General features: G+C 64.5%; 17 protein-coding genes. 6 read left to right on the top strand and 11 right to left on the bottom strand.

Annotated features, from left to right (window positions below; all coding sequences use genetic code 11):
* Positions 1 to 126 precede the first annotated feature (126 nt).
* Genes AC0L3A_RS03040 through AC0L3A_RS03030 form a run of 3 tightly spaced genes read right to left on the bottom strand, consistent with a single transcriptional unit; the run spans position 127 to position 2710 of the window.
* The gene (locus AC0L3A_RS03040) at positions 127 to 912 is read right to left on the bottom strand and encodes a fumarylacetoacetate hydrolase family protein (RefSeq protein WP_473253580.1); all 786 of its coding nucleotides are present in this window, start codon (positions 910 to 912) and stop codon (positions 127 to 129) included.
* Between the two features lie 15 nt (positions 913 to 927).
* Complete coding sequence (locus AC0L3A_RS03035) at positions 928 to 2295, bottom strand: LLM class flavin-dependent oxidoreductase (protein WP_007597009.1); 1368 nt, start codon at positions 2293 to 2295, stop codon at positions 928 to 930.
* Positions 2234 to 2710, bottom strand: a complete 477-nt coding sequence (locus AC0L3A_RS03030) for a hypothetical protein (protein WP_473253579.1) — start codon at positions 2708 to 2710, stop codon at positions 2234 to 2236. Before AC0L3A_RS03030 ends, AC0L3A_RS03035 begins: the two co-directional genes overlap by 62 nt.
* A gap of 293 nt (positions 2711 to 3003) precedes the next feature.
* On the opposite strand from AC0L3A_RS03030, the gene AC0L3A_RS03025 reads away from it, so the two are divergent.
* Positions 3004 to 7119 (top strand): GAF domain-containing protein, encoded by a 4116-nt coding sequence (locus AC0L3A_RS03025; RefSeq protein WP_354128668.1) that lies wholly within the window; start codon positions 3004 to 3006, stop codon positions 7117 to 7119.
* Here the strand turns inward: AC0L3A_RS03025 and AC0L3A_RS03020 are convergent.
* From AC0L3A_RS03020 to AC0L3A_RS03005, 4 genes are all read right to left on the bottom strand, one after another.
* Complete coding sequence (locus tag AC0L3A_RS03020) at positions 7093 to 7434, bottom strand: hypothetical protein (RefSeq protein WP_007597007.1); 342 nt, start codon at positions 7432 to 7434, stop codon at positions 7093 to 7095. The genes AC0L3A_RS03025 and AC0L3A_RS03020 overlap by 27 nt on opposite strands.
* A gap of 281 nt (positions 7435 to 7715) precedes the next feature.
* Positions 7716 to 8522, bottom strand: coding sequence for a WecB/TagA/CpsF family glycosyltransferase (locus AC0L3A_RS03015; RefSeq protein ID WP_007597006.1), 807 nt, complete (start codon positions 8520 to 8522; stop codon positions 7716 to 7718).
* A complete protein-coding gene (locus AC0L3A_RS03010; protein ID WP_354128667.1) occupies positions 8515 to 10890 on the bottom strand; it encodes an exopolysaccharide transport family protein in 2376 nt (791 codons plus the stop codon). Before AC0L3A_RS03010 ends, AC0L3A_RS03015 begins: the two co-directional genes overlap by 8 nt.
* A 291-nt stretch (positions 10891 to 11181) precedes the next feature.
* Positions 11182 to 11982 (bottom strand): class I SAM-dependent methyltransferase, encoded by an 801-nt coding sequence (locus tag AC0L3A_RS03005; protein WP_473253578.1) that lies wholly within the window; start codon positions 11980 to 11982, stop codon positions 11182 to 11184.
* A 392-nt stretch (positions 11983 to 12374) separates the two neighbouring features.
* Between AC0L3A_RS03005 and AC0L3A_RS03000 the strand changes: the two genes are divergently transcribed.
* Positions 12375 to 13403 (top strand): glycosyltransferase family 2 protein, encoded by a 1029-nt coding sequence (locus AC0L3A_RS03000; RefSeq protein ID WP_473253577.1) that lies wholly within the window; start codon positions 12375 to 12377, stop codon positions 13401 to 13403.
* A gap of 15 nt (positions 13404 to 13418) precedes the next feature.
* On the opposite strand, the gene AC0L3A_RS02995 is transcribed toward AC0L3A_RS03000, so the two are convergent.
* Positions 13419 to 14405, bottom strand: a complete 987-nt coding sequence (locus tag AC0L3A_RS02995; RefSeq protein WP_473253576.1) for a glycosyltransferase — start codon at positions 14403 to 14405, stop codon at positions 13419 to 13421.
* Positions 14406 to 14652: 247 nt separating this feature from the next.
* Between AC0L3A_RS02995 and AC0L3A_RS02990 the strand changes: the two genes are divergently transcribed.
* From AC0L3A_RS02990 to AC0L3A_RS02975, 4 genes are all read left to right on the top strand, one after another.
* Positions 14653 to 15714, top strand: a complete 1062-nt coding sequence (locus AC0L3A_RS02990; RefSeq protein ID WP_473253575.1) for a glycosyltransferase — start codon at positions 14653 to 14655, stop codon at positions 15712 to 15714.
* 40 nt (positions 15715 to 15754) lie between these two features.
* Positions 15755 to 17203: an O-antigen ligase family protein gene (locus tag AC0L3A_RS02985; protein ID WP_473253574.1), complete on the top strand. Its 1449-nt coding sequence runs from the start codon at positions 15755 to 15757 to the stop codon at positions 17201 to 17203.
* Between the two features lie 15 nt (positions 17204 to 17218).
* Positions 17219 to 18367, top strand: a complete 1149-nt coding sequence (locus AC0L3A_RS02980; RefSeq protein ID WP_473253573.1) for a GNAT family N-acetyltransferase — start codon at positions 17219 to 17221, stop codon at positions 18365 to 18367.
* A gap of 75 nt (positions 18368 to 18442) precedes the next feature.
* The gene (locus tag AC0L3A_RS02975; protein ID WP_473253572.1) at positions 18443 to 19327 is read left to right on the top strand and encodes a protein-L-isoaspartate O-methyltransferase family protein; all 885 of its coding nucleotides are present in this window, start codon (positions 18443 to 18445) and stop codon (positions 19325 to 19327) included.
* Positions 19328 to 19582: 255 nt separating this feature from the next.
* Here AC0L3A_RS02975 and wrbA read toward each other — a convergent pair whose 3' ends face one another.
* The 3 genes from wrbA to AC0L3A_RS02960 all read right to left on the bottom strand — a co-directional run bounded on the left by wrbA (position 19583) and on the right by AC0L3A_RS02960 (position 21750).
* Entirely contained in the window at positions 19583 to 20182 is a 600-nt protein-coding gene (gene wrbA / locus AC0L3A_RS02970; protein WP_473253571.1) for an NAD(P)H:quinone oxidoreductase, read from the bottom strand.
* Between the two features lie 80 nt (positions 20183 to 20262).
* A complete protein-coding gene (locus AC0L3A_RS02965) occupies positions 20263 to 20961 on the bottom strand; it encodes a pirin family protein (RefSeq protein ID WP_473253570.1) in 699 nt (232 codons plus the stop codon).
* 36 nt (positions 20962 to 20997) lie between these two features.
* Entirely contained in the window at positions 20998 to 21750 is a 753-nt protein-coding gene (locus tag AC0L3A_RS02960; protein ID WP_473253569.1) for an SDR family NAD(P)-dependent oxidoreductase, read from the bottom strand.
* Positions 21751 to 21827 lie beyond the last annotated feature (77 nt).

Here is a 21827-nt window from a genome sequence, read left to right as displayed (position 1 = left end):
GGCCGGGACCCATAACCACGAATGCCAATTGCCTTGCGAAGCCGTAACGACGAGTCCTAATCAAAAATCTGCTGCGGCGCATGGGTCCCGGCCTTCGCCGGGACGACACTGTTGGTGCAACGTGGGCTACCGCTCCTCCCGCACGAATCTATTCCGCAACGTGCCGATGCCGGTGATGTCGATCTCCACGACATCGCCGTGCTTGATGTCGGGCGACGCACCGTCGGTGCCCATCCAGATCATGTCGCCGGGCCATAACGTAAAGTATTTGGATAGCTCGACAAGGAACGGCACCACGCCGAAGATCATGTCGTTGGTGCGGAAGCGGTTGGTTTCCTCGCCGTTGACGCGAACGATGGTCTCCATACGGGCGAGGTCGACTTCGGTCTCGATCCACGGGCCCATCGGCTTGAACGTGTCGGCGTTCTTCGACCGCCACAGGCTGCGGTCGGCTTTCTGCCAGCTTCGTTCGCCGACGTCGTTGCCGATGGTGTAGCCGAACACGCAATCCATCGCATTCTGCTTCGTGAGATGCTTGACCTTCTTGCCGATGATGACGACGAGTTCGCCTTCGTAGTGGATCTTGTCCGTCGCAAAGGACGGGATCACGACGTCCTCGTCATGTGCGATCAGCGCATTCTGAGCGCGATAGCCGATCTCTGGTCTGTCCGGCACTGCCGGCACTTCGCCCCGCTTGTCGGCGGCCTCTTTCAGGTGCTTCAGATAGTTCAGGCCGACGCAGTAGAAGGTGCGCGGAATCAGCGGAAGCTCGATTCTGACCTGCGACAGCGGATGCGTGCGCGAGGTCCGCTGCCATTCGCCGAAGGGATCGCCGTCGACCGCAATCACTTGGTCACCCTCGACGAATCCCCAGGACGTCTTGTCCGCGGCCGTGAATGTCAGCCAGCGCATGCCGTGTCTCCGTTGTTATTCCGCGGCATCGCGCGGCTGCACTTTCCAGTCGCCGGCCGCCGGCCGCTTCAGCCCGAGATTTTCCCGCAGCGTCTTGCCGCGATATTCCTTCTGGAACAATCCGCGCCGCTGCAATTCCGGGACGATATATTGCACGAAATCCGCATAGGAGCCGGGCACATAGGTCGCGGCGATGACAAAACCGTCGCAGCCGTGCTCGACGAACATTTCTTCGAGCTTGTCCGCGATCTCCTTGGGGCCGCCAACCATCGCATCCTGGACCTGACCGCGGCCGGAGAAGGTGACGAAGTCGCGCGCGCTCGGATTGCTTTTACCGGAGTTCTTGAGCACGCCGTCCCGGATGCCCAGAATGCCCTGCATGCTCTTCAACTCCTCAGTCGTCAGCGGCTCGTCGAGATCCTTGGAGGCGAAGTCGTAGTTGAGTGCTTCGGCCAGCAGCGACAGCGCATCGATCTGCAGCGGCAGCTTGTTGATCAGCGCCATCTTATCTTCGGCCTCGGCTTTGGTCGCGGCGCAAACCGGCGTCGTCAGGTTGCAGAGGAACATCGCCTCCGGATCGCGGCCGACTTTCGCGGCCTCGTTACGCACCGCCGCATAGCCGTCCTTGGCGGCGGAGAGGTTACGTGCAGCGGTAAAGATTACTTCGCCCCATCGTCCTGCAAAGCGCTGCCCGCGTCCGGACGCGCCGGCCTGGATGATCACGGGATGGCCCTGATCCGAGCGCGGCACGGTGAAGGGACCGCGCGACTTGTAGAATGGGCCCTTGTGATCGAGCCGCTTCACCTTGGCTGGATCGGCGAAGCGGCCGCTCGTCTTGTCCATGATGAGCGCGCCGTCCTCCCAAGTGTCCCAATGGCCGAGCACGACCTCCATGAATTCGTCGGCCTTGTCGTAGCGGGAATCATGTTCGGGATGAGAGTCGCGCCCCATGTTGTGTGCCTCGCCGTCGTTGAGCGAGGTGACGACGTTCCACCCGGCGCGTCCGCCGGACATCAGGTCGAGCGTTGCGAAGCGGCGGGCGATGTCGAAAGGTTCGAAATAAGTCGTCGAGCCGGTCGCCCCCAACCCGAGCTTCTCCGTAACCATGCCCATCGTGGTCAGCACGATCAGCGGATCCATCTTCACGCAGCGGATGCCGTATTCGACGGTGTGGGCGTGATCGTTGCCGTAGCGGTCCGGCATCGCCAACCGGTCGTCGAAGAACGCCATGTGGAACTTGCCGGCTTCGAGGATTTTGGCGATCTCCTGATAATAGTCCGCCGACATCGAATCGTCGCGCGAGTCCGGATGCCGCCACGAGCTAGGCAAATTCGTGCAGTTCTGGGCCTGAAGGAAGCCGACCAGTACCATCTGCCGCGTCATGCTGCTGTTCTCCGAATTGCGTCAGGCCGAAATCCGTCAGGCCAGGTCGAGGATCGTATCGAGCCTGTACTCGCGCGCCAGCGCGCGCCGCAGAGGTCGCCATGTCCAGGTAGAACGGCGCATCGAGGTCGGACGGCACCGCAATCGAGATCGGATGGTGCCGAGCCGTGCCTCCTTGCCGCCGAAGGCCGCCACGTGCTTCCGCGAGCGGCCGGAATCCGCCGTCGCGATCCCGATCATGCCTTCGCGCATCGCCATCAGCGGAAACAGCGATCACGCCGTGGGAATCGTGGCCGGCGAGATTGGCGTTGACGCAGTCGCATGCGATCGCGTCGGCCTCTTCCGCGGAAGCTCCGGCGGCACGAAGCAGCGCGGCGCTGATGCGCGTGAGGCGGTCGGCCTGGACGATCGGCATGGCGTTTCCTCAGGTCTCGCCCTTGGCGGGCTGTGCCTGTTGGAAGCCATCGTCTCAAAGCACCGGTGCGATATCAATCTCCCGTAAACCAATACAGGGCTGCAAATTCGTAAAGGGAGCGCGTCTGTGGCTGAAACCGCCATCCAGTATAGCGATTTTGACAGGTTCGCGACAGCTGTTTGCAGCTCGTTCACTTTGATCGACGGTTTGCGGGAACCAATAACCACCACTTAGGCCATCGCCCTCATAAGCTACCCGGGAGAAAATGGCAGAAATGCCGGGGAGTTGAGATCGTGCAGACGACCCTCGCGCGCACACTTGCAGCGTTGAGCGACATCAACGAAGCCATCCTTTACGCGAAGTCGCCGGACGAGCTGTACCAGAAGGTCTGCGACGCCGGGTTTTCGAGTGGGGACTTCATGGCCGTCGCCGTGTTCCTGGCGGAGCCGGATGGCCAGCGGCTCCGATTTGCGGCCGGCTGCGGCGACGACGTTGCGCGGCTGCGTGCGATCACGATCACCACGGAGGCCGGCACGCCGGAGGGGTCGGGCGTCGGCGGCGAAGCCTTTCGCAGCCAGGGGATTTGCATCAGTAACGATTATCTGAACGATCCGCGCTCGCTCGCGTGGCGCGAAGGCGCTGCCGGAGCGGGTGTCGGGGCAGCCGCGGCGCTTCCCCTGATCTGTGGCGGTCGCAGCATCGGCGTGTTGTATGTGACGCGCTCGGGGGCAGGCACGCTCGACGAGGCGATGGTCTCGCTCTTCGAGCGGATGTCGAGCAATATCTCACATGCGCTGGAGAATTTCGCGCGCGAGACAGCGCGCCTGGATGGCGAGCGGGCAGTGCGGCGGCTCAACCGCATGTTCGGCGCCCTCACTGCGACCAACGAAGCAATCCTTCACGCCAGCACTGAGCAGGATCTATACCAGCGGGTCTGCGATGCCGCTGTGCATAGCGGCAAATCGCTTGCCACTTTCGTTCTGCTGCGCGAGCCGGATTCCGAATGGCTGACGCCGGTGGCAGCGACCGGACAAAATCTGGATCTGATCAGACGCACGCGCTACTCGATCGATGCGGAGAGTCCCTATGGCAAGGGCATCTCCGGCCAGGTGTTCCGGACTCAGAAAGCGATCGTCGAGGACGACCTCCTCAATCGTACCAAGGGGACGACCTGGGAGCAAACCAACGTCGATGCCGGCGCCGTCGCCTGCGTGGCTGCTCCCTTGATCAAGCGTGGCACCAGCATCGGCGTGCTGTTTTTCTTCGTGAGCAAAGCCTGGGCGAAAGACGAAGGCATCGTCGCACTGTTGCTGCGGATGACCGAAACCGTATGCTTTGCGCTCGAGAACTTTGACCGCGACAAGGAGAAGGCCCAGATCGCGCTGGAGGAGGAACGGCTGGCGCGCATGTACGCGGCGCTAAGCGCGACCAACGAGGCCATTCTGCGGGCAAGATCCCGCAGCGAACTGTTTGACCTGGTTTGCGAAGCCACGGCGCAGGGCGCGAAGTTCGCCTCGACCTCGATCGCGTTGCTCGACCGCGACGCGGGACTGCTTCGCGTTGTCGCATCCTTTGGACCGAACGCCGCTGAGGTACGAACCTTCAGATTGCGGGTCAGCGACAAGGTGCCGGAGGGACGTGGGTTGACCGGCACTGCGTTCCGGACCCGGAAGGCTTGCATTAGCAACGACATCCTGGCAGACGCCCGCCTCGAGCCTTGGCACGCCAGCGCGCGTCGCAACGGCATTGCGTCGTCAACCGCGCTGCCGCTGTTCAATGGCGACAAGGTCGAAGGCGTATTCCTGTTCAACTCGCGCGAGCGCGGCACTTTCACGGACGAGTTCGTCGAGCTCCTGCGTAAGCTCCAGGCCAACGTCGCCTTTGCGCTCGAGAATTTCGATCGAGCCGACGAAAAAGCGCGGGCCGACAAGCAGCGCGATCGCCTGAGTGGCATGTTCGAGGCGCTGAGCGCGACCAACGAAGCCATCATGCGCGCCAAGACGCGCGAGGAGCTGTTCGAGGTCGCGTGCCAGGCCGCCGTGCTCGGCGGGGTGTTCGCCTCCGCGACAATCGCCACTTTGGACGACAAACGTGAACTTGTCCGGGTCGTCGCCGTGAAGGGACGCCTGCAGGAACGAATGGTGGGACGCACCTGCCTTGTTTCCGCCGACCATCCTGAAGGCCAGGGAATCATAGGGATGTCGCTGCGGACCCGCCGGGCCAGTGTCATCAACGATTATCTGAATGATCCGCGATCGGTGTACTGGCATTCCAAGGCGATCGAGGATGGAACCCGGGCTGCTGCCAGCTTCCCGCTGCTGCGGGGCGGCCAGGAGCCGATTGGCATCCTGCTTTTCCTCGCACCGGAAGAGAATACGTTCACACCCGATTTGGTCGAGCTGCTCGGACGTCTGGCTGAAAACGTCTCTTTCGCCCTCGACAATTTCGATCGTGCCGAGGAGAAGGCCCGCACCGAAGCGCAGAAGGAACGCCTGACGCGGATGTTTGCGTCGCTGAGCGCCACCAACGAGGCGATCATGCGGGCGAAGTCGCGCGCCGAACTGTTCGACCTCGTCTGCCTTGCTGCTTCGAATGGCGCAAAATTCACCTCCACCACCATCGCGCTCGCGAGCGCCGAGAGCGACCAGCTGGAAATCGTCGCCAGCGCCGGACCCGCGGCCGGCACCACGCGCACCGTCCGCCTCTCCATCGACCCCGATTGCCCGGAAGGTCGTGGGATGAGCGGCACGGCATTCCGCACGCGCCAGCCTTGCATCAGCAACGATTATCTCAACGACGATCGCGTCCGCGCCTTCCACGCCATCGTCCGCGGCGACGGCGCGCGCTCGGGAGCGGCATTCCCGCTGGTCGCCCACGACCAGGCAGTTGGCGTCATGATCTACTTGTCGGCGGAGCCTGCCGCCTTTACCGACGAGTTCGTCGAGCTGCTGCAGCGTCTCGCCGAAAACGTCTCCTTCGCGATGGAGAATTTCGATCGCGCCGACGAGAAGAACAAGGCCGACGAACGGATCGAGTATCTCGCCTCCTATGACAGCCTGACCAACCTGCCCAACCGCGAGACATTCAGTGCCGTGTTGCGCGCGGCAATCGATGCGGCGGAGCGCCATGACCATCGTTTCGCGGTGCTGTTCATCGATCTCGACCGGTTCAAGGTCATCAACGATTCGCTCGGCCACGAGGCGGGCGATTTGCTCCTGCTCGAAGTCGCCGACCGGTTGCGCAGCGCGCTGCGAGCGAGCGACGTGGTGGCGCGCCTCGGAGGCGACGAGTTCGTGGTTATCCTCGACCAGTGCGGCGAGATCGACGACGTCCAGCGCATCGCGACGGAACTGCTCCGCGTGCTCGCGAAGCCAATGGAGCTGGCCGGCCACGAGTGCCACACCACCGCCTCCATCGGCATTGCGATGTATCCGGCCAACGGTGCCGACGCGCTGACGCTGACCAAGAATGCCGACATGGCGATGTATCTCGCCAAGGAAGACGGCAAGAACGGCTATCGCTTCTTCTCCAAGGAAGTGAACACGCAGTCGATCGAGCGGCTGTCGCTGGAGAGCGCGCTGCGCCGGGCGCTGGAGCGGGATCAGTTCACTTTGAACTACCAGCCCAAGGTGGACATGGTGACCGGCCAGATCACCGGCGTGGAAGCGCTATTGCGCTGGACGCATCCCGATCTCGGCAATATCTCGCCGGCGCAGTTCATTCCGCTGGCGGAGGAGACCGGATTGATCGTGCCGATCGGCCGCTGGGTGATGAAGGAGGCCTGCGCGCAGGCCATGGCCTGGCAGCGGCGCGGCCTCTTGCCGGTATCCATGGCGGTGAACCTGTCGCCGCGCCAGTTCGTCGACGAGCATCTCTTGCAGGACGTCGACGAAGCGCTCGCCGCAAGCGGCATGTCGCCGGTGCTGCTCCAGCTCGAAGTCACCGAGAGTATGATGATGCGCAATGTCGGACGTGCGATCAAGGTGCTCGACGCCATCCAGAGCCGCGGCATTCGCTTGGCGATCGACGATTTCGGCACCGGATATTCGTCGATGTCGCTGATGAAGCATTTTCCGATCGACACCATCAAGATCGACCGCTCCTTCGTGCGCGACCTGCCGCAGGATGCGGAGGATCAGGCGATCGCGCAGGCGATCATCAGCATGGGCAAGGCGCTCGGTATGACCGTGGTGGCGGAAGGCGTCGAGAACGCTGAACAGGAGGCGTTCCTGCGCGCCCATGGCTGCGACGAGATGCAGGGCTTCCTGATCTCCAAGCCGGTGCCGGCGCGGCAGATGGCCGAGCTGCTACGGCCGACGGAGCCGCCTGTCGCGCCGCCGCTCCAGCCGGAGCCGGACCATGCCGCCACCGCGGCCGCGGCGCTACGGTTGAAAAGCGCTGTCGTCTGATGGCTGCGGGTGGAGCTCGCGGACGTCCTCTTCCCTGATCTCCGCCTTGCGTGGAAAATCATCCGGCCACGGAAGCGAGGTTTGTTCGGCGAAGAGCGCGATAAGGACATGCGCTCCATCGGCAAAGCTCGACCCGTCGCCAAGGCCGAGCTCACGACACCAGGCCTGTCGCATCGGCTCGTGCGTGTCGAATACCGCCATCGCCGGACCCCACCACCAGGCCGGCGCCGGCGATCGTTCGTCCTCCGGCACGGCATGCCAGAGGATGAGCTCGTTCATCATGCGCTCGAATTGCAGGCTTGCGGCCTGATGCATTCGTTCCGTGCTCCCTTGGGTCGCGCCTGAAAGCAGGCCGATGCGCGGACTCGATCGTGGCCTTCGCTGTGAAAAGCTGGCTCGCGCTATTGGCTGAGCCGATTGTGCCGCTTGTGTCGGCGGCCATACAAAAACATGCGGCGGCCGCGAAAGTTGCCGGCGCCGACTGTGACAGTCTCTTTAGCCGCTTATGAGCCCGACCCGCAAGGCGCAATACGGCGCCGCCGGCGTTGAAACAGCGCAGGCGGGGCTGATAACCGGCGGCGGTCATGTCGTTCTACTCAGCGATTAAGGGGCCGATTGCGGCTGAACAGCAGATAGATCGCGCGAGGATTGGTGGTCAAATAACGCCAGAACAGGCGGCGGGGCTCGAGCAAGGTGCGCCAGGCCCATTCCAGGCCGATCTTCTGCATCCATCGCGGCGCGCGGGCGCGGCTTCCCGACAAGAAGTTGAACAGGCCGCCGGATGTCTTGATGACGCCGACATTGGTGAGATGCGGCGTGAATTCCTCGACGAAAGCCTGCTCGTTTGGCACGCCCAGCGCAACCCAGAGATAATCCGGTGCTAGCGCGTTGATCTCGTCGACCTTCGCGCGCAGTGCATCGCCACGGAGATAGCCGTGGCTGTAGCCGACGATCTTGAGGTTTGGATACATCTTCCGGACGTTCTCGACCGCAGCGGCGTTCTCGTCCTCGCTCGCGCCGAACATGTAGAAGGTGCGGCCGACCGCTTCGGCCTTGCGCGCGACGACGTGAAACAGATCCGTCGTGGCGACGCGCTCGGGCAGCGGAAACCAGGATTGCAGCCTCGACGCCGCCACCAGCGGCTGGCCATCGGCGTTGATGAGGTCGGCGCCGCGGAACAGGCGCTCGGTCTCCGGTTCGGTCGAGCACCGCGCCAGCACCTCGCCGTTGGCCGAGGTCAGGTGCAGCGGACGGCCGATGCGATGGCGCGGATCGGTCGCCTCGATCATGAAATCCGCGGTCGCTTCCAGGTCGAGTGCGGCCATACGAAGGCCGCCGATGGTGATCCGCGGCACGTCGGCAGTTGCGGTCCGGCCATCGAGATTGATGCGGCGCTCAAGCATATTGTCTGCCTCGTTGGCGAGCTTGGGCCATAGGGGTGAGTTCGTCGAGCACGACGCCGACGAGCTTGCGCTCGGCGCGGCCGAGCGTGCTCAATATCTCTTCGAGGCCGTCGTTGATGTCGAGGCTGGTCGGCAGCACCGCCACCAGCGCGTCGGCATCATCGAGCAGCTTGCGGCTGCCGGTCGTGAGTGGCGCCGCGGGACCGTCGAGGATCACGAGGTCATAACCGCCGGCGGAGCGCGCCTGCTCGATGGCCTTGCGGATGGCGTCAGTGGCCTTGCCTGCGTCGCGTTCGGCGGCCGGCAATACCGAGATGCCGTTGAGTGTCTTGATCTCGCGCGCGGCCTTGCTGCCGATCGAAAGCCATCCAACCTTGCTCGGCTCACTCTTGCCGGGACGGTTGACCTTGTTCGAGAGCGAGTGGGCCTGGTGGTCGGCATCGATCATCAGTACCCGAGCGCCGTCGCGCGCGGCCGCGAGCGCGAAATTCAGCGCGGTCACGCTGCGCCCGGTGGTCTCACTGGCACCGACGAGCGCGATAACAGGCATTGTCTTTCCGCCGGCGCGCCGGGCCGCCGTAGCGCGCATGTCGCGCCAGGCGTTGAGCAGCGTCGTCAGGGGAAAGCCGGGGCGCAGCGTCGGCCAGCCCAGCCGGGTGAGGTCGATGCCGCCGCCGGTGGCGAGAATGGCACCGAGCGTGTGGATGACGTCGGCCTCCTGGAGGCGCGCGATCAGCGGCTTTTCGATCAGGGGCTTCTCGACCATCGAAGGTTGCAGCGGCGGGGCTGTGAGTTCCGGCAGTGCCTGCGCGATTTCCGGGGCTCGCGAGGCCGGGTGGGGCCGGGCGGTCTCCGCCGTTCGCGAAGGCTCTGAAGCTCGCGGAGCTTGCGGCAACGGAGTGCGATTGGGCCGGGCCGGCGCCGGCGCCGGCGCGAATGCGCCGGCGAACAGCAGTTCGGCCGCGACGAACCAGCTCGATGCAGCGATCGCGCCGAAGATGAAGCCGATCATGGCGAACAGGCTCATCGCCGGCGGGAACGAGCGCCGCTGCGGCACCGTCGCTTCGCCGATGATTCGGGCCGCCGAGGTGTTCAGCGTCTCCTGCTCCTCGGTCTCGCGCGAACGCTTGAGGAAGGATTGATAGACGTCACGGCTGGCATCGGCTTCGCGCTCGAGCTCGCGCAAGCGCACGGCGGCCTGGCTGAGCTGGACGCTCTGCCGCTTCTGTGCCTCCAGCGCCCGGCTGAGCGAGGCTTCAAAGTCGCGGGCACGCGTCAAATCGTTCTTGGCGGACTGCGCGAAGCGGTCGATCTCTTCGTTGATGGTGCGCTTGAGATCTTCGACCTGCTTCTCGGTCTGGCGCAGCGCCGGATGACGTGGGCCGAGCTCGCCGGCCTGCTCCGCATATTTCTTGCGCGCGTCGGCATATTGCGCGCGCAGGTTCGCGATGGTCGGCGATTGCAGCGCTTCGGAGTTCGCGCCCGCATCTGCCGTGGTGCGCCGGCTCGCCTCAATCTGATCGAGGCGCGCCTGCGCGTCCATGGTCGCGGCGCGGGCGGCGGAAAGCCGCTGGTTGCTGGCGGAAAGCTGCTGGTCGCTGATCAGCGCATCCTGGGTACCGACGAAATTGTTCTGGGCCTTGTAGGTCGCAAGCACGGTCTCGGCGTTGCGCAGCCGCTCGCGCAGCTCCTTCAAGCGGCCGGAGAGATCGTTGGTGGCGCGCCGCGCGGCTGACGCCTGCGAGTTGCGGGATTCCGCGAGGTAGGCACTGGTCAGCGTGTTGGCGAGCATCGCCGCTTTCGCCGGATCGGTCGACCAGACCTCGATGTCGACGATGAAGCTCTTCTCGGTCTTGCGGATCGTGATGTGCCGGTTCAGCGCCTCGAGGGCGGCGAGCTGCACTTCCCTCTTCTCCGTGGCGGAGGGCGCGCGGGGCTGAAGGCCGATCAGACCGAGCAGCGAGGACATCACGCCTTTGCCGTCGGCGCCGCCGCCGAATTCGGGATCCTTGTCCAGATCAGCCTGCTGGATCACCTGGAGCAGCACGCTGTTGGAGGTGATCAGGCGCGCCTGGCTCTCGACCACCATCGACATGCCGGAGACGTCCTGCGCGCGAGGCGTTAGCTCGCGATCGACGAGCTGAAGCTCGCGCGGGTCGACATAGAGTTGGGCGGTGGCGGTGTAGCGGGGCGTCAGGCTCTTGCCCACGGTGACGGCGGCCGTTGCACCGAGCAGCGCGGCAACGGCAATCGCGACCTTCCGCCGCCAGAGCAGATTGACCAGCTCCAGCACGTTGAAGCCAACCCGAGGCCGCTGCTGCGGGGCCTCCGGTCCGGCCCGATCTATCGGCTGGTTATAGTCAAGCATGATCCCCAGCTTTCATTCCAAGTGCCGCGAGCTGAGGGGGTACTCTTCGCTCTACGCCACGCACCTCAGATATAGGTGCCCACTCAACGCAACAGGGAAAATTAACCATACTCATTGAGGGACTATTCACCGAAATGGCAAAAAAAGCGTTTAAGCGCATGCCACTCTTCGACGCGTCGCCGTGACGCATGCGATGGCGCGGTCCTTCAGAGATTAACGGTTCGTTACCGCGTGCATCGTGGCCGCGAGGCTTCGCTGGTCTTGCGATCGGCTGCGCGCGCACCATGGCCGTCAGCTTTTCCGCAGGATGACGTGATAATCGCCGCGGCGGACGTCGGTCCCGCGCGGGAGCATGGCGTTGAGCACGGCGGCGCCGGCGTCGACCAGGGCTGCGAACAGCGGCTTGCGCCGGCGCATCTCGGGATAGCGCGGGCTCTCGACCTCACGGCGGTAGATCATCTCGAGGCCATTGGCGGCGGCGAACGCTTCGAGCCTCGGTAGCGACACCAGGGGATGGAAGAAGGTCGGGAACGGCGGCTCGCCCGGCAAGCCGGCATCCTTGATGCCTCGAATGTGCCGGTAGAACCAGACGTGGAACCAGTGCGGCGAGTATTTGGTGACGACCCCGGACAACGAGCGCGGATTGGGCGCGCCGATCAGGATCATCCCGCCGCGCTTGAGCGCATCTCGGAAATTCAGGAGTGCGGCGTCGACGTTGGGAAGATGTTCGATCACGTTGTAGCAGATCACCAGATCGAAGGTCTCGCGCCCGAAGCGGTAGGTCTGGACATCGCCGAGGATCGCTTCGTCCGCGTAGCTGTTGTTGCGGACCTGGTCCTCGTCGATATCGACGACGGTGACCTTGCTGCGGCTCAGCAATTCCGGTGGCAGGACGCTGCACGAGCCGCCTCCGGCTTCGTAGGTGGCGAGCTGGCCCTGCGGCAGTCCGCGGCGCAGTACGTCGTGGACGGCGAGCAGGCTGTCGCGGGCTTCACCGGGGACGAGATCGTGCAGCGCCTGAGTGTGTGCAATGGCCGCGGGAATTTGGACCGTCGTGGCTGTCGCGAAATCGATCGTGGCTGGCTTGTTCATATTTTCTGACCGCGCTTGTTCGACTTAAATTTACAGGAAAAATCTCGTGTGCCCGTAGAGCAAATCCGATACCGCGACGCTTCACCCGTCGCGGTACTTACGATCGGGTTAATGAGCATGTGCATTAACTACGGTATCGTCCACGCCAGCCACCGTCGGCACGGTGGACCGCGAATTGCAGTATCACGCGCGCAAGGCTTCGCAGCAGAAACACCCGAAATCAGTTAAGTGCATGGATGGCGGAAAATCGGCGGCGTGGCGCCGTCGCGAGGCTCAAACCGGCCGTTCATTTTGGGACGTGCCTGTCCCGCGGCGATGTGCCGTCGCGGGACGGCGCTGATCCCCGGATCGAAGCAGGGCTTTTTCAATCTATCTCGGACATCTAGAACGTCATGACATTGATCCCGACAGACCTGTCCGCCACGCGTATCTCGGATGCCGTGCGCGATCCCGACCGGGAGATCGCGTCCAGCTCCCGGATTATCGACCTGTCGGTTGGGATCGTCGTCTGCATTCCCTGCTTCCGCCGCCCGCAGCATCTGCGGTCGACGCTGGACTCGCTCGTCAGTCAGCGCACCCCGCGCTCCTTCGCCGTCGTCATGGTCGAGAACGATACGGTCCGGCGTGAAAGCGCGCCGGTGGCCGCGGAATATCTCGCCGATGGCAGGCTCCAGGGTGTCTGCCTGGTTGAGAAACGGCAAGGCAACGTCCAGGCGATCAACGCCGCGTTCGAGACGGCGCTGGCGCTGTTTCCCGCCGCGATCCGGTTCCTGATGATCGACGACGACGAGATCGCCTCGCCCGATTGGCTCGAGCTGATGGTTCGCACCGCGGAGGCGACCGGCGCCGATCTGGTCGGCGGGCCGGTGCTGCCGGTCTTCGAGGATCGCAGCATGCCCTGGCTTTCGCGCCACCCCGTTTTCTGCCCCGCCTATGATTACAGCGGCGCTGTGCCCGTGATCTACGGCTGCGGCAATTGCCTGATCACGCGTGCGGCGTTCGAGAGGTTCGCCCGTCCGGCCTTCGACCCGCGCTTCAATTTCCTCGGGGGCGGCGACTGCGATTTCTTCGTGCGCTGCCGCAATGCCGGCATGACGTTCCACTGGACGGCGGAGGCAGTCATCACCGAGACGGTGCCGCAAAGCCGCACCAGTTTCGGCTGGATCGTGAAGCGAGGCCTGCGCATCGGCGCGATCAATTATCGTGTGCAGTCCAAGGCCGCGCAGGGCGCCGCGGCGCGAGTGTGGGTGTTTGCGCAGATGCTCGGGAGGTTGCCGTTGTCGCTGGTGCGCGCGGCCGCTCTGCTGAAATCGTCGAAAGCCTTCTTCGCGATGCATCCCGTGATGGTCGCGCTCGGCTCGGCGCTCGCCGCGTTCGGCATCGAGCCGAAACCCTATAAGGCCTCGAAGATCGCGTCCTGACGCCGAGGTCGCGGTCTAAATACCGAAGCAGGCGAGGGCGACCCTAACCGCGGAACGCGGCAGCGATTTGAGCGAGCGGCGCCCGACCATCCCGAGATAGGCGAAGGCCTGGCGATATCTGCCGAAGCGGACCGCTTGCATCGCCGAATACGTGACGAGATGAACCTCGGCGGCCTGGCGCAGCCCGGCTGCCATGCCCGCGGGCAGTCGCGCCATGATCAACCCGTCGTCGAATATTCGTGCGATCGCCGGAAAGAAATCCTGTGGCGTCCGCACCGCCGCGTTCATGGTGTTGGCCGTGTGCAGGCGGTAGTCGAGCAGAAGGTTTGGCGCAAATTCGAATTCGCCGATCGCGGCAAGGCGGCACCAGCAGTGCCAGTCTTCGCAATATCTGAGCGAGACGTCGAAGCCGCCGATAGCGCGGAAGGCCTCTGCACGTGCCAGCGCAATGCCGCCATTGACGATGAAGTTTCCGGCCGCGAGCCGCGCCAGCACGTCGCCGGACGGTTTGCGGCGTCCTTTCAGCAGATCCCGGCGGCCGATCTGCCGTCCCTCGCTGTCGATCGTGTTGTAGTCGCCGTAGACAAGAACCGCTCGCGGCGCGGCACGCGCAGCGGCCAGCAGGGCCGCGACCGCGCCGGGTCGTAGGCGATCGTCGGCATCGAGGAAGAGCAGCCATTGGCTGCTCGCATGCTGTGCGCCGAGATTACGCGCAGCCGATACGCCGGCTGCGCCGTTGATCATCAGGCGCAGTCGCGGGTCACGAATGGCGCGGACGATGGCGGTGGTGTCGTCGGTCGAGCCGTCGTCCACGACGATCACTTCGTTGACCTCGGCCTGCGCCAGTGCGCTGGCGAGGGTTTCGCCGACATAGGCCGCAACATTCTTGGCGGGAATGACGACGGACACCGATGTGGTTGAGCCGACCTGCAGCGGGAGGCGCGCCGCCGGAGCGACGCGCGATGTCGCCGGTAATTCGAGAATTTCTTCCGCGCTGATCAAGATACGGCTCGCCTTTAACGGTCTGTTAACCAGGGCGCTTCTGCGAGTTGGTAATGCGATCGATCGCAACCTTGGCCGTCGCGAATGATACTCGCATTGGGAAAAAAGCGTCGCCACGAAGGCTGCCGCAGTGTTGGTTTCGTCAATTAGCGTTAAGCCGCCGGCATTAAGCCTGTGGCAAATTTGGAAGAGTGCGACAGCCGGTCCCATGCGAGAATGTGCGCCAGACCGCCGCGGATGGACCCCAGTGCCCGCAAAGACATTCGACTACGATCCGGACGATATGGTCCTCAACCTGTTCTACGAGGACAAGGACGATCGCTGGTTTCCCGGCGACCGGCATCTGCGGCGCGTGGCGCGTCGCATGCTGCTCGGCGAGCCGCGCATGAGCGGGCAGCTCCGCGTGTTCCTCAATCTCTGTGCGGGGCTCGATCGGCTCGGTATCCGCTATCGCGTCAACGACTATGGCTACATCGCGCGGCATCCGGGCGAACTCGCCTGCATCATCGGCCGCACCTTCCTGCTCGACAAATTCGCCTGGAAAAATCCGATCCTGCTCGGCGTTGCCGCCCACAATCATCCGCTCGACGATCCCGACCTGTTCAAGCGCCTGCCGGTCAAGAAGGTCGTGGTGCCCGGCCCGTGGTACGCCGACATGTATCGGCCGCATTGGCCCGACACGGAGGCTTGGCCGATCGGCATCGACACGGATCTCTGGGCACCGTCGCCGACCTCGCAAAAGAGTGTCGACGTCCTGATCTACGACAAGGTGCATTGGGACCGCGATCGCTACGCGGCGGAGCTGATCGAACCCGTCCGCGCCCGGCTCACGAGGGAAGGCCGCTCGTTCACCGAGCTGCGTTACGGCAGCTACAAGGAAGAGGACTATCGGGCCGCGCTCGCGCGATCGCGTGCGATGATCTTCCTCTGCCAGAACGAGAGCCAGGGCATCGCCTATCAGCAGGCATTGTCTTGCGGCGTCCCGGTGCTCGCCTGGGATCCCGGCGGCCCCTGGCGGGACCCCGATTATTATCCGCATCGCGTCCAGTTCGCCCCGGTCTCGTCGGTGCCGTACTGGGACGATCGTTGCGGCGCCAAGTTCGTCGACATCGCCGGGTTCGAGGCGGGCTGGGATGATTTCTGGGCCGGGTGCGCCGCCGATACGTTCGATCCGCGCGGCTTCGTGCTCGACAACCTCACGCTGGAACAGCGCGCGCTTCAATATTACGAAATCGCGCGGAGCATCGTGCGGCCGCACGCGGTGCCGCAGGGCCCACTGGTTGACGGATGCTTAACAGGGATCGGCTAACTCTTGGAGCTTCCCCCGGCTTCACCACTACTCTCGAGCCATGGATCGCAGCGCCACTGAAATGACCGACGTCGAGGCCCGATCGTTAGGCCACGTCCTGCGCGATGGGCTTGCGGGGATCGACGCCGTGCGGGCGGCGCGCTGCCTCGTCGCAGTCGCAGCCCTGCTCCTGGTGCTGGTGACGCTCGATCCGTTTCCTGACCTGCGCAACGAGGATGTCACCACCGTCGTCGGCGGACGGATGGCGCTCACTTATGTCTCCTGGGGCTTGCTGGCGGCGGTCGCGGTACTGTTGGTCGCCGCAACGGATGCGCCCGCGCTGAAGACGCTGGTGACGCCGCTGCATCTCTGCCTGGTCGGATGGCTGTTGATCAACATCGTCTTCTCCGAGAATCGCGGAGTCTCGATGCAGCGCTTCGTGCTCGCAGCCAGCGTGATGTCGCTCGCGGTGCTGTTGCCGTTGCTGCCGCCGACGCAGCGCAGCTTCAACCTGTGTCTCGGCGGCGCCGCGCTCGTATTGCTTACCCTCTGCTATCTCGGCGTCTTCCTGGCGCCGCAATACTCGATGCACACCGCACTCGACGTCACCGAGCCGCAGTTGGCCGGCGACTGGCGCGGCAGCTTTGGTCACAAGAACATCGCTTCGCCGGTGATGACCATCCTGATCTATGTCGGCATTTATCTGTCCGGCGTCGGCTCGTTCGTGATGGGCCCGGCCGTCGCCGCGCTGGCCGGAATCTTCCTGATCTTTACCGGCGGCAAGACGTCGTCGGTGCTGTGTCTTGCGATCTACGCGCTCGCCTCGCTGGTCTGCGTCACCCCGAGCCTGTGGCTGAAGCGGATGATCTGCTTCGTGCCGCTGATCGTGATGAACCTGCTGACGGTCGGCAGCGTCCTGAGCCCGGCGCTCGGTGCGATGACGCGGCTGCTTCCGCTCGATCCCACCTTCACCGGGCGCTCCGCCATCTGGGAATTCGCGCTCGCAGCTGTCGCCGAGAAGCCGATCATCGGTCACGGCTACGCCGCGTTCTGGGACGACGTGACCGCGCGGCAGACCGTCCAGGGCGCCGAATGGGCGACGAGCGCCGCGCACAGTCACAACAGCTATCTCGACCTCGCGGTCACCATCGGCATGCCGGGGCTGTTGCTGGTGATCCTCGTCTTCGTGCTCGCGCCGCTCGGCAATTTTCAGGCCGCCCGAACTCACAACCGCAGCGGTGCGTTGGCAAAGCTGTTCCTGACCGTGTGGCTGTTCGGCCTGTACTACGGGGCCACCGAGACCTTCCTGCTCGACCGGCAGAATCCGATCTGGTTCATGTTCGCCGTTGCCGTGACCGGCCTGCACTTCCTGGCCAGGTTCCAATGCGTCGCGGAAACGGAACCGGACGACTTGTCGCAGCCGGTGCTGCCGCAGTGGCATCGGCTTAACGATAAGCAGAGGTCACTTGTGGCCGCGACAAAACATAATCTATCTGGAAACACCCAGTAATCGTATGTCCCGCGGATGACGATCCTCAGCGTCGAGCAACCAGATGGTCTTGTGTCCAGCACGTCGGGAATCGCGGTCGATTTCGTGCGTGACTGGAAGCAGGCCGCATCGCGCCTGAACGCTGGCCATCGCACTGCATTCCAGCATGGCTATTGGCTTAGCGCCTGGTACGAGGCGTTCCACGATCTCTCGCCGCTGATTGCATTGATCTCCGATGCCACGACCGGCAAGGACATCGCAATGGTGCCGATGATCAGCCATCTCAGGCGCGGCATCCGCATCGTCGAATTCGCCGATCTCGGCGTCTCCGACAACAACGCGCCGATTCTGGCGCTCGATGCCGCGCTGGACGCGGCGGCGGCGGCGGATGCGATCGGCAAGGCGTTGATCGACGCATTGCGCGCATTGCCGGACCGCTTCGATTTGCTGCGCCTGAAGAAGATGCCGGCCCAGATTGGCAGCAACCCGAACCCGCTGGTGTCGCTCGGCCGGATCGGATCCTGCTCGCTCAACGGCAACCTCGTGCTGACCGGCGACGACTATGAAGATTACCAGGCCTCGATCAAGCGCATGCAGATGCCACGCTGCTGGCGCGTCTTCAGCCGTCACGCCGGCGCGCGATTCGAGATCGCCACCGATGTCGCGCGTGCGCGCGAGCTGCTGGACGTGATGGATGCCCAGCAGCAGGCGCGCATGCGAAAGCTCGGCTCGCGCTTTGTCCTCAACGACGAAACCCATGCGCAGTTCTATCGCGAGGTCGCCCGCCAGGGTGCTGCGGACGGTTACGCCGTCATTTCGGCGCTGGTCTGCGACGAGGCCGTCGTTGCCACCACGCTCGGCGTCAGGTCTGGTGCGACCTATTTCCTGCTGCGCATCAGCCACGCCGGCGATTCCTGGTCGAACTGCTCGCCGGGGCTGCTCGTGACCGAGCGCACCATGGCGGCGCTGCATGCGGACGGCGTGCGCCGTTTCGACCTCAGCATCGGCAACCAGGACTACAAGCGCCGCTTCGGCGCCGAGCCGGTGCCGCTGACTGATGTCAGCGTCGCGCTGTCCTGGCGCGGCATGCCCTTCGCGTGGCGTGACCATGTCGCGCAGGGCCTGCGCCGTCACCCCAGGCTTGCCGCCTTTGCGGCGCAGGCGATGGGCAAGAGCGCGCGCTGACGCGCTGCCCTGGATTGCAGGGTCACGCGATTATCGCAATCGTTGTGTTATCGTCGCCTGTTTCCCGGAGGCGACATGAAAGATCGTTCGGCAAAATATCGCGCATTCTATGCGCAGTTGATCTGCGCCGCGGCGAGGGCCACAGACCCCCGTATCGAGGAAGCCTATCGCACCGTCAGGCGCGAGCCGTTCGCCGGACCCGGGCCGTGGTCGATCTCGGTTGGCGGACACCCCTATGTCGTGACGCCCGACGATGATCCCGCCTTCCTCTACCAGAACACGCTGCTCGCGCTCGACAGCGCGCGGGGTCTCAATATCGGGATGCCCGGCGCGCACGCCTATTGGCTCAGCGGTTGCGCGGTGAAGCAAGGCGAGATCGTGATCCAGATCGGCGCGGGGAGCGGCTACTACACCGCGATCCTCGCGCATCTCGTCGGCCCCGGCGGCCGCGTCCATGCCTACGAGATCGACGAACGTCTGGCAGGGCTCGCGCGCGAGAATCTGAAGGACATCGACCATGTGGATGTGTGGGATCGTTCGGGCATCGCGTCCGATCTGCCCAGAGCCGACGTGATCTATGTCTGCGCGGGTGCGGCGCAGCCGGCTGCCGAATGGCTCGATGCCTTGCTGCCCGGTGGGCGGCTGGTGTTTCCGCTCGCGCCTGAAGGCATGCTCGGCGGCATGCTGATGATCACGCGCCCGGACGAGGGTGCAGCCTGGCCCGTCAAATTCCTCGGGCGTGCCCAATTCATCGGCTGCGCGGGATTGCAGGATGCGGATGCTGCCCGGCGACTGGCGGAGGCGTTCGCAAGGGGATGGGAGGGCGTGCAGTCGTTGCGGAGAGAGGGCGCTCCCGACGAGACGTGCTGGTTCGGCGGTGACGGCTGGTGGCTCTCGACGGCACCGGCGCCTGTCGCGACTGCGCCCATCAAGCCCAACGCGGACATCACGCAGGCCTAGCCGGTCACGCCTTCGTGCAGCCGGCACAATGAAAGCGGCCGCGCGAGGCGCGGAACAGGCTTCGGCAATACCATCGCCGCGCCAGCGCCTGAGCGGGCCTGCGGATCATCTGCGCGATCAACAAGAGTTCGAAAGCCATTCGTATCGCTTTTGGTGAAATATCCTGACCACAGAGATGGGGCGGCATCCCCCGAAGAGAATGCCGCCCAGATCGCACCTGCCATGCAGTGGTTCAGGCGTAAAGCTTAACCGCGCTCAGCCGTGCAGCTTCCTGGCCGTCTCCGCGATCTGGCGGCCCTGATAGCGTGCGCCGGCGAGCTCGTTGGCGCTGGGCTGCCGGCTGCCGTCGCCGCCGGTGATCGTGGTGGCGCCATAGGGCGCGCCGCCGGTGACCTCGTCGAGCTTCATCTGGCCGGCAAAGCCGTAGTTCAGGCCGACCACGACCATGCCGAAATGCAAGAGGTTGGTGATGATCGAGAACAGCGTCGTCTCCTGGCCGCCATGCTGGGTCGCGGTCGCCGTGAAGGCGCCGCCGACCTTGCCGTGCAGCGCGCCCTTGGCCCAGAGACCACCGGCCTGGTCGAGGAAGTTCGCCATCTGCGAGGCCATGCGGCCGAAGCGGGTGCCGGTGCCGACGATGATCGCATCGTAATTGGCGAGGTCCTCGATCGTCGCGACGGGGGCGGTCTGGTCGACCTTGTAATAGGAGGCTTTCGCGACCTCGGCCGGCACCAGCTCGGGCACGCGCTTGATGTCGACGGTGGCGCCGGCTTCACGCGCGCCCTCGGCGACGGCATTGGCCATCGCTTCGATGTGGCCATAGGCGGAATAATAGAGGACGAGAACTTTGGTCATGATGATCTCCGTTGGATGCAGATTTGATGGTGGGTGTCGGGAGCGTCATGCCGGGACAAGCCGGCATGACGAATGCGTTGCTAAGCCGCGTCGACGAGCACGATCTCGGAATCTTCCAGAGCCGTGATCTTCAGCCTGTCTTCGTCGCGGATCGCGGCGCCGTCGCGGGCGTTGACGCGCACGCCGTTGATCTCGACCGACCCCGCCGCGGGCACGAGATAGAGGTGCCGCGACTTGTGCGGCACGTACTCCGCGCTCTCGCCTGCCTTCAGCGTGGTGGCGAGCACCCGCGCATCGGCGCGGATCGGCAACGCGTCGGTGTCTTGCTCGAAGCCGCTCGCGATGGTGACGAGCTTGCCGGAGCGGTCTCCTTTCGGAAACGGCTTCGAGCCCCAGGTCGGCTGCCCCCCGCGCGCGGTCGGCTCGATCCAGATCTGGAAGATGCGTGTCTTGGTCGGCTCGAGATTGTACTCGGAGTGGCGGATGCCGCTGCCGGCGCTCATCACCTGCACGTCGCCCGCTTCGGTGCGTCCCTCGTTGCCGAGGCTGTCCTGGTGGGTGATCGCGCCCTCGCGCACATAGGTGATGATTTCCATGTTGGCGTGGGGATGGGCTGGAAAGCCGGTGTTCGGCGCGATCTCGTCGTCGTTCCACACCCGCAAGGCGCCGTGACCCATGTTGTCGGGGTCATAATGGCTTGCGAAGGAGAAATGATGCTTGGCGTTGAGCCAGCCGTGATCGGCGCCGCCGAGCTTTGCGAAAGGTCTGAGTTCGATCATCTGCGTAATTCCTTGTTTTGGCGGGTGGCGCCTTGATCAGGCGCCGAAACCGCCGTCGACGTTGAGCACCGCGCCGGTGACGAAGGAGGCTTCCGGGCTTGCGAGGAAGACGATTCCGGCGGCGACTTCCTCGGGACGGCCGAAGCGCTGCAGCGCGTGCTGCTTGCGCTGGGTCTCGGCGAACTCGCCGCCGTCCTTCGGATTCATGTCGGTGTCGATCGAGCCGGGCTGCACCACGTTCACGGTGATGCCGCGCGGGCCGAGGTCGCGGGCTGCGCCCTTGGTGTAACCGACCACGGCCGCCTTGGTGGCGACGTAGTCCGCAAGGCCCGGGAACGAGGCGCGGTCGGCAAGCATCGAACCGACGGTGACGATGCGGCCGCCCTCGCCCATCAATTGCGAAGCGGCGCGGATCGCCGCGATCACGCCATGCACGTTGACCGCGTCCTGGCGGGCGAGCGCTTCGGTGTCGGCATTGGCATCGTCGATCGCGCCGCCGCTCGCGACGCCGGCATTGTTGACGAGGATGTCGAGATGGCCGAACTCCTTCGCGACGGCGTTGACGAGCTGCGTCACGTCCTTGGCCGAGGCCTGGTCGGCCTTGAAGGCGCGGGCCTTGACGCCCCGGGCCTTCAACTCGGTGACGACCGCTTCCGCCTTTTCGGGAGAGGCAACGTAGCTGATGGCGACATCAGCGCCTTCATCGGCGAGTGCGCGGGCAGAGGCCGCGCCGATACCGCGCGAGCCGCCGGTGACGAGGGCAACCTTGCCTGAGAGCTTCTTGGTCATTGGATTTCTCCAGCCCTGAATGTCTGATGACCCCTGGATAAGCCTCCGCCTGTGGTATATAAATAGAAACTGTTGAA

Source organism: Bradyrhizobium sp. MI1.3, from assembly GCF_055811695.1.
This window is presented reverse-complemented; position numbering and strand designations above follow the sequence as displayed.

Bases quoted from the DNA above. Each gene is read 5' to 3' on its own strand.
- AC0L3A_RS03020 (WP_007597007.1), bottom strand. From the start codon at position 7,434: ATGCATCAGGCCGCAAGCCTGCAATTCGAGCGCATGATGAACGAGCTC.
- wrbA (WP_473253571.1), bottom strand. From the start codon at position 20,182: ATGACCAAAGTTCTCGTCCTCTATTATTCCGCCTATGGCCACATCGAA.
- AC0L3A_RS02960 (WP_473253569.1), bottom strand. From the start codon at position 21,750: ATGACCAAGAAGCTCTCAGGCAAGGTTGCCCTCGTCACCGGCGGCTCG.
- AC0L3A_RS02975 (WP_473253572.1), top strand. From the start codon at position 18,443: ATGAAAGATCGTTCGGCAAAATATCGCGCATTCTATGCGCAGTTGATC.
- AC0L3A_RS03040 (WP_473253580.1), bottom strand. From the start codon at position 912: ATGCGCTGGCTGACATTCACGGCCGCGGACAAGACGTCCTGGGGATTC.
- AC0L3A_RS03035 (WP_007597009.1), bottom strand. From the start codon at position 2,295: ATGACGCGGCAGATGGTACTGGTCGGCTTCCTTCAGGCCCAGAACTGC.
- AC0L3A_RS02980 (WP_473253573.1), top strand. From the start codon at position 17,219: ATGACGATCCTCAGCGTCGAGCAACCAGATGGTCTTGTGTCCAGCACG.
- AC0L3A_RS02965 (WP_473253570.1), bottom strand. From the start codon at position 20,961: ATGATCGAACTCAGACCTTTCGCAAAGCTCGGCGGCGCCGATCACGGC.
- AC0L3A_RS03015 (WP_007597006.1), bottom strand. From the start codon at position 8,522: ATGCTTGAGCGCCGCATCAATCTCGATGGCCGGACCGCAACTGCCGAC.
- AC0L3A_RS03010 (WP_354128667.1), bottom strand. From the start codon at position 10,890: ATGCTTGACTATAACCAGCCGATAGATCGGGCCGGACCGGAGGCCCCG.
- AC0L3A_RS03000 (WP_473253577.1), top strand. From the start codon at position 12,375: ATGACATTGATCCCGACAGACCTGTCCGCCACGCGTATCTCGGATGCC.
- AC0L3A_RS03030 (WP_473253579.1), bottom strand. From the start codon at position 2,710: ATGCCGATCGTCCAGGCCGACCGCCTCACGCGCATCAGCGCCGCGCTG.
- AC0L3A_RS02985 (WP_473253574.1), top strand. From the start codon at position 15,755: ATGGATCGCAGCGCCACTGAAATGACCGACGTCGAGGCCCGATCGTTA.
- AC0L3A_RS03005 (WP_473253578.1), bottom strand. From the start codon at position 11,982: ATGAACAAGCCAGCCACGATCGATTTCGCGACAGCCACGACGGTCCAA.